The 7,139-nt window shown below is 63.3% G+C and carries 8 protein-coding genes; all 8 read left to right on the top strand.

Features of this window, described 5'->3' with window-relative positions; genetic code table 11:
* Window positions 1-1,228, top strand: a 1,228-nt coding sequence (locus QMG28_RS18445) for a VirB4 family type IV secretion system protein (protein WP_281843710.1), incomplete at its 5' end; no start/stop codon positions are given.
* Window positions 1,225-1,440 carry a hypothetical protein gene (locus QMG28_RS18440; protein ID WP_043872333.1) on the top strand — a complete coding sequence of 72 codons (216 nt, stop codon included), beginning with the start codon at window positions 1,225-1,227 and terminating at the stop codon, window positions 1,438-1,440. The genes QMG28_RS18445 and QMG28_RS18440, both read left to right, overlap by 4 nt.
* A gap of 4 nt (window positions 1,441-1,444) precedes the next feature.
* Window positions 1,445-2,611: a lytic transglycosylase domain-containing protein gene (locus tag QMG28_RS18435; protein WP_043872332.1), complete on the top strand. Its 1,167-nt coding sequence runs from the start codon at window positions 1,445-1,447 to the stop codon at window positions 2,609-2,611.
* Entirely contained in the window at window positions 2,608-3,405 is a 798-nt protein-coding gene (locus QMG28_RS18430) for a type IV secretion system protein (RefSeq protein WP_028095516.1), read from the top strand. Before QMG28_RS18435 ends, QMG28_RS18430 begins: the two co-directional genes overlap by 4 nt.
* Window positions 3,406-3,419: 14 nt before the next feature.
* On the top strand, window positions 3,420-4,067 hold the full coding sequence (locus QMG28_RS18425) for a VirB8 family type IV secretion system protein (RefSeq protein ID WP_043872331.1): 648 nt from the start codon (window positions 3,420-3,422) through the stop codon (window positions 4,065-4,067).
* On the top strand, window positions 4,064-4,765 hold the full coding sequence (locus tag QMG28_RS18420) for a TrbG/VirB9 family P-type conjugative transfer protein (RefSeq protein ID WP_009574160.1): 702 nt from the start codon (window positions 4,064-4,066) through the stop codon (window positions 4,763-4,765). The genes QMG28_RS18425 and QMG28_RS18420 overlap by 4 nt, the downstream gene beginning before the upstream one ends.
* Complete coding sequence (locus tag QMG28_RS18415) at window positions 4,762-6,087, top strand: TraB/TrbI/VirB10 family type IV secretion system protein (RefSeq protein ID WP_043872330.1); 1,326 nt, start codon at window positions 4,762-4,764, stop codon at window positions 6,085-6,087. The genes QMG28_RS18420 and QMG28_RS18415 overlap by 4 nt, the downstream gene beginning before the upstream one ends.
* 1 nt (window position 6,088) lies before the next feature.
* Entirely contained in the window at window positions 6,089-7,123 is a 1,035-nt protein-coding gene (locus QMG28_RS18410; RefSeq protein ID WP_043872329.1) for an ATPase, T2SS/T4P/T4SS family, read from the top strand.
* The last annotated feature ends 16 nt before the right edge of the window (window positions 7,124-7,139 follow it).

Below are 7,139 nucleotides of genomic sequence, written 5' to 3'. Positions count from 1 at the left end.
CAAGGCCGCAATCACGAACCACAACTTCACCGATCTCGCCACCTTTCACCGCACCCCGCTCGGAAAGACAGGTCGGGAAGTCCCCTGGGGCGTGCCGATCACGCTCTTTCCGACACCCGAGCGCAGTGGTTTTCGCTTCAACTTCCACGAACAGGGCGCGCCGGATCGCGAGCCCACGGGAGGCCACACGCTGATCCTCGGCCGTCCCGGCTCCGGCAAATCCGTCCTGGCGGCTTTCCTGATGACCATGGCACGGCGGGCAGGTGCGCGGGTCTTCGTATTCGACTATCGCGCGGGCATGGAGATGGCCGTCCGCGCGCTCGGCGGCAGCTATTCGACCGTGCGGGCGGGGCGCCCCACGGGCCTCAATCCGCTCCAGACCGAGATCGACATGCGGGGCCAGGCATGGCTTGCTGATTGGCTCGCGAGCCTCTTGGAGCGGCGCGATCGACCGCTAACCCCGGTTCAGACCAACCGATTGCAGGAAGTCGTGCGCCAGAACGCGAGCGCAGGACATGCGGGCCTACGAAACTGGTCGGATTTCGCCTCGCTGCTGGTCTCGACCGATGACGAGGGCGATCTCTTCGAGCGTATGCAGGAATGGACGGCCGAGGGTCGCTACGGCTGGATCTTCGGGGCCAATGCCGAGGACAGTTTCAGCATCGATGGAGACGTCGCGGGCTTTGACCTCACCGGCATCCTCGATTCCGAGAGCGAGCGGGAACGCATGGCGGTCCTGTCCTACCTCTTCCGCCGGGTCGAGCGGGTGATCGAGGACCGCAAGCCCACCATCATCGTCATCGACGAGGCATGGAAAGCCCTCGACAACGCCTACTTTGCGGAGCGCCTCAGCAACTGGCTGGTGACCGCCCGCAAGCAGAACGCCGTCGTCGTGATGATGACGCAATATGCCAGCCAGCTCGAGCGCACGCGCACCGGCAAGACCATCGTGGAAGCGGTGCCGACGCAGGTGCTCTTGCCCAACATTCGTGCTTCCGCCGCTGACTACGCGATGCTCGGCCTGACCGAGAAAGAGCTCGACGTGCTTCTGGGCGTCGGCTCGGCCTCGCGGCTCGCGCTTGTACGCGACGACCGTGGTTCCGTCGTGATCGATGCCGATCTCAGCGCGCTCGGCCCGCTCGTGACCATCCTTGGCGGAATGGAGAAGGGCGAAGCGCTTGTCGGCGCCGATTATCGCGAACGTCCTGATTTCTGGAGAGTGACATGACCCGTACCATCATTCGCAGCGTAGTGCTGCTCGGGCTCGGCCTGACCCTGACAGCCTGTGCGCAGCATAACCCCCCGCAAGCCAACTGCTTCAATTTTCGCGAGGCTCCTGCGCAGGCAGGAACCGCCACCGCCACGATCTCGACCATGGGGGCGGAGGTCACGCGCCGCGACAGTCCTTGCGATTTCGTCCTCTTGGGGGCGGGCGGCTGAGCCAATGCGGACCTGGCTACCTCTCTCGATGATCGGCTTTGCACTGGCAGGTCCCACGGCAGGGCCAGCGGTCGCCCAAGGCGTGCCGACCTTCGATCTGCGCCTCTTCGCAGAGCGGCAGGCCATCCTTGAGCAGACCGATCGGGACCTGGCACTGCAGCAGGTCCGGCTAAGCCGCGAGGAGGAACTGGCCGAAATCGAGCGCCAGCAACTCGCCTCCCTCGAAGGGCTGATGGATGCCATGTCGCTTGGCGCTGGAGACGTGGCCGGAACCGTGGCGGGGCTCGAGGCGGGGCAGGGGGCGGTAGACGACGTCGAAAGCGCGGCCGCCAGTCTTTATGCGCCCGAGGACACCAATCCAGCGGCAGCGCGGATGTTCGGCGATGCCAGGGAGGGGATCGAGGAGCTGATCATCCGCGCAGCACGCGACACCCATAGTCTGTCCGGGGTCGGCCGCGCAGGTCTTTCGCTCGTGCAATGGCGCTGTCTCTTGCAGGCGCTGATTTGGCAGGAGAGCCGCTTCCAGATCGGGGCACGCTCACCCGTAGGGGCCTTCGGACTTACCCAGATCATGCCCGGTACCGCGGGCGATCTCGGGATCTACCCGGCCTATTACGACGATCCCTATCTGCAGGTCACCGGCGGTGCGCGATACCTCGCACAAATGCTGAACATGTTCGATGGCAACATTATCCATGCGCTCGCCGCCTATAACGCCGGTCCTGGCAATGTGCAGGATTATGGCGGTGTGCCGCCTTTCGCGGAAACCCAGCACTATGTCGTGGTGATCCCGCAGCAGTACAACAGCTACCTCGCGGCCGTGGGCGGCATCGATGCGCTCGGCACCATCGATCCTGTGCTCCTCGCCAACGCGAGTTTCAGCCTCTCGGCCCACGGCGCAGGGGTCTATGGCGACTATTCGCTGGTCTCGGTCCGTGCCGCCGCCCTGCGGGTTCAGGACATCATCACCCGCATTGGTGAGACCGAGGATCTCCACGAGGCCATCGCGCTCAACACCTATGCCCGGGCCGAACTGGCCCGGCTGGTCGCAATCCGGACCCGGATCAAGGCCGCCCGAACCGAGCCACTCAGCGCCGAGCAGATCGCCTTGGCGGCAGCGCAAGCTGCCGAGCGGCAATACATGGATTTTAGTCAGGAGGATTTGCGTTGAACCTGCGCCTGCCCCGTTCCCTTTTCGCCGGTAGCATCGCTCTCGCGCTTGCCCTCAATGTTACCGGACCTGTCGCGGCACAGGGTGTGCCCACGGTGGACACTCAGAACATTGCCCAGGAAATCCGCCAGCTTCAGCAGATGCTGCAGGATTTCGGGATCCAGACCGATCTTCTGGACAATGCGTTGGAGCAACTGGACATGCTGCAAAGCCAACTCGATCAGCTGAACGAGATGTATGCCTCGCTCACCGGGCCGCGCAGCATCCTCGGACTTGCCATGGGCGGGGACCTCGATACCTTGCTTGAGGCCAACTTCGAAGACATCCCCGGCCTGATCCGAGGCATCCAGGCGGGCGATTGGAGCGCGCTCATCGGGCCCAATGCCGGGCCCATGCGCACGCAGATGGAACAGGCGCTGGCAAGCGCCGGGTTCGACGAGGATTCACTCCGCGAGATCGCCACCAGCGGCAATCCGGGCGCCGAAGGCGTGGCCACGCGGGCCACCACAGGTGCTGTGATGTCGGCGGCGGCGCAGAACAGCCACGCAGAGGCGGAACAGTCTCTCGAACGGGTGGAACGTCTGGTCGAGATGATCCCCGACATGGAGGATCTCAAAGCCTCGATGGATCATAACACACGCGTCACGGCGGAACTCGCCATCGCCATGACCCGGATGTGGGAGCTGGAAGCGATCCAAACCCTAGGCGCAGGCAATGCAGGCGTGGTCGACGCCGCCACGGTTGCCGAAGAACGCCGCTACATGGACTTCACCTTGCCGGATCTTGAGCCATGAGTGGGGCAGGGGTGATGACTGCGCGCGAGCTCGTGGAAGAGGAACTTGTCTACGGTGCCCTGCGCCGGGAACAGCTTTGGCGGATGATCGGCATTTCCGGGGCAGGCTTTGGCGTATTCGGCTGTTTGACGGCTGCGGCTGTCGCGCTGATGGTCGAGACGCCGCCTCCCGTGGTTGTGCCCTACGATCCCGCGACCGGGATGGCGCTCCCCAATGCCACGGTTGAAACCGTGTCGCTCGCCGAACGGCCTGCCGTGATCGAAGCGCAAATCTACCGCTACATTTTCGACCGCGAAACCTACAACCAGCTCGACAACGATCTTCGTGTCCGCCGTGTCCTGGCACAGTCTTCCGGATCGGCCGAGGCCAGCATGCGCGCGATGTGGACATCGGGGCAGGACAGCTATCCGCCGACGCGTTACGGGGCTGCGGCCGAGATGGCCGTTGAGATCGCATCGATCACCCTTATTGGCGATAACCGCGCCCAGGTGCGGCTCAGAAAGCGCCTGACCAGCCCTCAGGGGGTACAGGATGGATCGTTCACTGCCACGTTGATGTTCGAATTCCGGCCCGAGCGGACCCGAGCGATCGACGATGTTTGGCAAAACCCTTTCGGTTTCACCGTTACCCAATATGCCATCCGATCGGACCGTTCCGAATGACTCGCACTCCAATCTCTGCGCTGCTGGCCGCCAGTATTCTCGCGTTCGCGGGAACGACTGCTTTGGCCGAAACTACGCCCCGTCCAGGTTCTCATGACAATCGCGTGCGCGTCGCGACCTGGACTGAAGGCCAGGTTTACCGTGTCGTCACGACTCTGACCCGCGTCACCACAGTCGAATTCGGTGAGGGTGAAACCATCCGCTCGATCATCGCCGGCGATACGGTCGGGTTTCAATTCGACGGTGTCCCGGGTGGCCGTGCCTTCGCCATCAAGCCGACAGCATCTGGCGTCGCCACCAACATCACCGTCTACACCAACCGCCGCTCCTACTACTTCCATGTCGTCGAAGCCCGGGAGACGCCGCATTATGTCGTGCAGTTCCGCTATCCTGAAAACCGCGTGCAACCCACCAGGGCGGTTGCGGCCGATGCGCCGAACGCGAACTATGCGGTCAGCGCCCGAGAAGAGTTCACGCCGACGGCCATCTGGGATGATGGTACCTTCACGTATTTCCGGTTTGCACGGAACGCGCCGGTGCCCGCCATCTTCCGATATTCGAACGGCAGGGAACGCGCGGTGAACAGCCAAGCCTTGAGTGACGGCGTCATCCGCGTGTCCGGCGTCAACCGGCAATGGGTCCTTCGCCTTGGCGAAGAGGTGATTTGCGTCCAGGACGCAGGACAGGCCACATCATGACCGAAGGTACGGAAGACCTCGCCGCGCGCCTCGCGGCTCTCGAAGGTTCGACAGGCAAAGCGAAGGCAAACAAGCGGCCTGCACCGCTTGCCGCGATCCTTGGAGTCGTCGGCATCGCCGCAGCAGGTGGTCTGGCGTGGGCTGCCCTACAGCCGTCGGCAGAAGCACCAATGGCGACCGCCGCGCCGGAGGAGTTCCAGAGCAGCGGCCCCGGATTCGGAGATCTGGCGCCGATTTCTACCCCGGAGCCCAGCCAAGCCCCGCCTGCGGACACAGGTCCGAGCGAGTCTGAACTCGCGCTGATGGAAAGTCTTGCGACATTGAGAGCGGAACTCGAGGACCTGCGCGCAAGACCGGCCGAGGCCGCGGATAGCGGGGCGGAGCAGGCTATTGCGGACCTGACGGCGCAAATTGCCACCTTACAGGAAGCATCCGCCGAGGCTCAGCGTGCCCTCGAGCGGCAGCTGACCGAGCGGGACCGCGAATTGGATCAGCTCCGCATGGACTTGGAACTTGCACGGCTTGCACCACCAGAGCCGACCTCATTGGGACCAAGTGAAGAAGAATTGCGGCTGGCCGAACTCGAAAGGCGGCGCGCTGCTGAAGCTGAGGCCCGCGCAGAGCGTATCGCGTCTCCTATGATCGCATTCTCCGGGATGGGCGCGGGTGCGGATAGGGAGAACACGCTGGAAGCCGCACGTTTGAATGCAGATGAAGCCTTTGTTCGTTCGGGCGCACAACCTGCGCAGGTGACACGTGCCGAAGTGATCGCGAACCCATCGAACACGGTTGTTCAGGGCACCATGATTCAGGCTGTCACAGAGACGGCTCTCGACAGCACACTGCCCGGCGCGATCCGCGCCATCGTCTCGGAAGACGTCCATTCGTTCGATGGAACCCGTATCCTGATCCCGCGCGGCGCGCGGCTGATCGGGCGCTACCGCTCCGATGTCGCACTCGCCCAATCGCGCGTCATGGTGGCATGGGACCGGATCATCTTGCCCGACAATCAGACTGTGCAGATCAGCGCCTTCGGTGGAGACGAACTCGGCCGTACTGGCACCACCGGGTTTGTCGACACCCGTTTCGCGCAACGCTTCGGCTCCGCCGCGCTGATCTCCTTGATCGGCGCTCTGCCTGCGGCTGCAGCGGGTCAAATCGACAGCGAGGCGGCGGCCGATGTTGCGAGTGATGTCGGCACCGACCTGCGCGATAGCACGCAAAGCGTGATGCAGGACTATCTGGCGATCCGGCCAGTGATACATGTCGACCAGGGTACACGGATCACGGTCATGGTTGATCGTGACCTCGAGATTTTCTGACATGGCTGCAAGTTATCTGGAAGCGTCGCTCGACCGTTTCGGCCCCGAGGTCCTGCGCGACGACACGATCGAGATCTGTATCAATCCCGACGGACAAGTCTGGGGCGAATTCCAGGGCGACCACTTCATGCGAGGTCTCGGCAGCCCGCTGAGCCAGACCGAGATCAAGGACCTCGGCAACCAGATCGCCTCCGCCGCCTCGACCACGCTCAGCACCAAGAAGCCTATCGTCTCGGTCTCGATCCTATATCGTGATCGCCCGATCCGCGCGCAGGTGATCCAGCCGCCGGCAGTCGAGGGCGGTTTCTCGATTTCTCTTAGGTTCTTCTCCTCCCTGCCGCTTGAGAAGGTCAAACTCGGATTCCTTTTCGGCAAGGAACGCAGCCTTGAGGGTCTGCGCCGGGAACGGAACGCCGCGCTTCGTGATGTGGTGAGGTCCGGCGACATCGACGCTGCGCTGCGGTTTTGCGTCGAGAACAAGCTCAACATGATCGTCTCGGGCGGTACATCTACCGGCAAGACGGTGGCGGCGCGCAAGATCCTTTCGCTGATCCCGCCCGAAGAGCGGATCATCACCATCGAGGAGGCGGCCGAGCTGCGCCCCGAGCAGCCCAATGCCGTGACGTTGATCGCGGACCGGGACACGGATGCCCGCAGTGCCGATGTGCTCTTGGCCTCAACGCTTCGCATGCGACCCGACCGGATTGTCCTAGGCGAAGTCCGCGGTCGCGAGGCGATGACGTTTCTCGAGGCAATCAACACCGGCCACGGTGGATCGCTGACCACGCTGCATGCCGAGACCCCACAACTTGCTGTTCGCCGCCTCGCCATCGCCGCCCTGAAAACCGATGTGCCGATGACCTATGCCGACATGCTCGATTATATCGAGGGCTCAATCGACGTGATCATTCAGGCAGGCCGCCATGAAGGCGCGCGCGGAATCACCGAGTTCTTTCTCCCGGGCCAAACCACTGATTTGAACCTCGACACGGTCGACGGCAGAGGCAACAAGAGCCCCTCCGTTGCCGCTGAGTAAAAAAGGAACCCCCCAG

The sequence above is a fragment of the Sinisalibacter aestuarii genome (genome assembly GCF_027923545.1).
GTDB lineage: Bacteria > Pseudomonadota > Alphaproteobacteria > Rhodobacterales > Rhodobacteraceae > Sinisalibacter > Sinisalibacter aestuarii.
The sequence above is the reverse complement of the archived record's forward strand: the minus strand, read 5'-3'. Positions and strand labels throughout refer to the sequence as shown.

Coding starts and splice junctions, on each gene's coding strand:
- QMG28_RS18440 (WP_043872333.1), top strand. CDS start 1,225: ATGACCCGTACCATCATTCGCAGCGTAGTGCTGCTCGGGCTCGGCCTG.
- QMG28_RS18435 (WP_043872332.1), top strand. CDS start 1,445: ATGCGGACCTGGCTACCTCTCTCGATGATCGGCTTTGCACTGGCAGGT.
- QMG28_RS18425 (WP_043872331.1), top strand. CDS start 3,420: ATGACTGCGCGCGAGCTCGTGGAAGAGGAACTTGTCTACGGTGCCCTG.
- QMG28_RS18420 (WP_009574160.1), top strand. CDS start 4,064: ATGACTCGCACTCCAATCTCTGCGCTGCTGGCCGCCAGTATTCTCGCG.
- QMG28_RS18415 (WP_043872330.1), top strand. CDS start 4,762: ATGACCGAAGGTACGGAAGACCTCGCCGCGCGCCTCGCGGCTCTCGAA.
- QMG28_RS18410 (WP_043872329.1), top strand. CDS start 6,089: ATGGCTGCAAGTTATCTGGAAGCGTCGCTCGACCGTTTCGGCCCCGAG.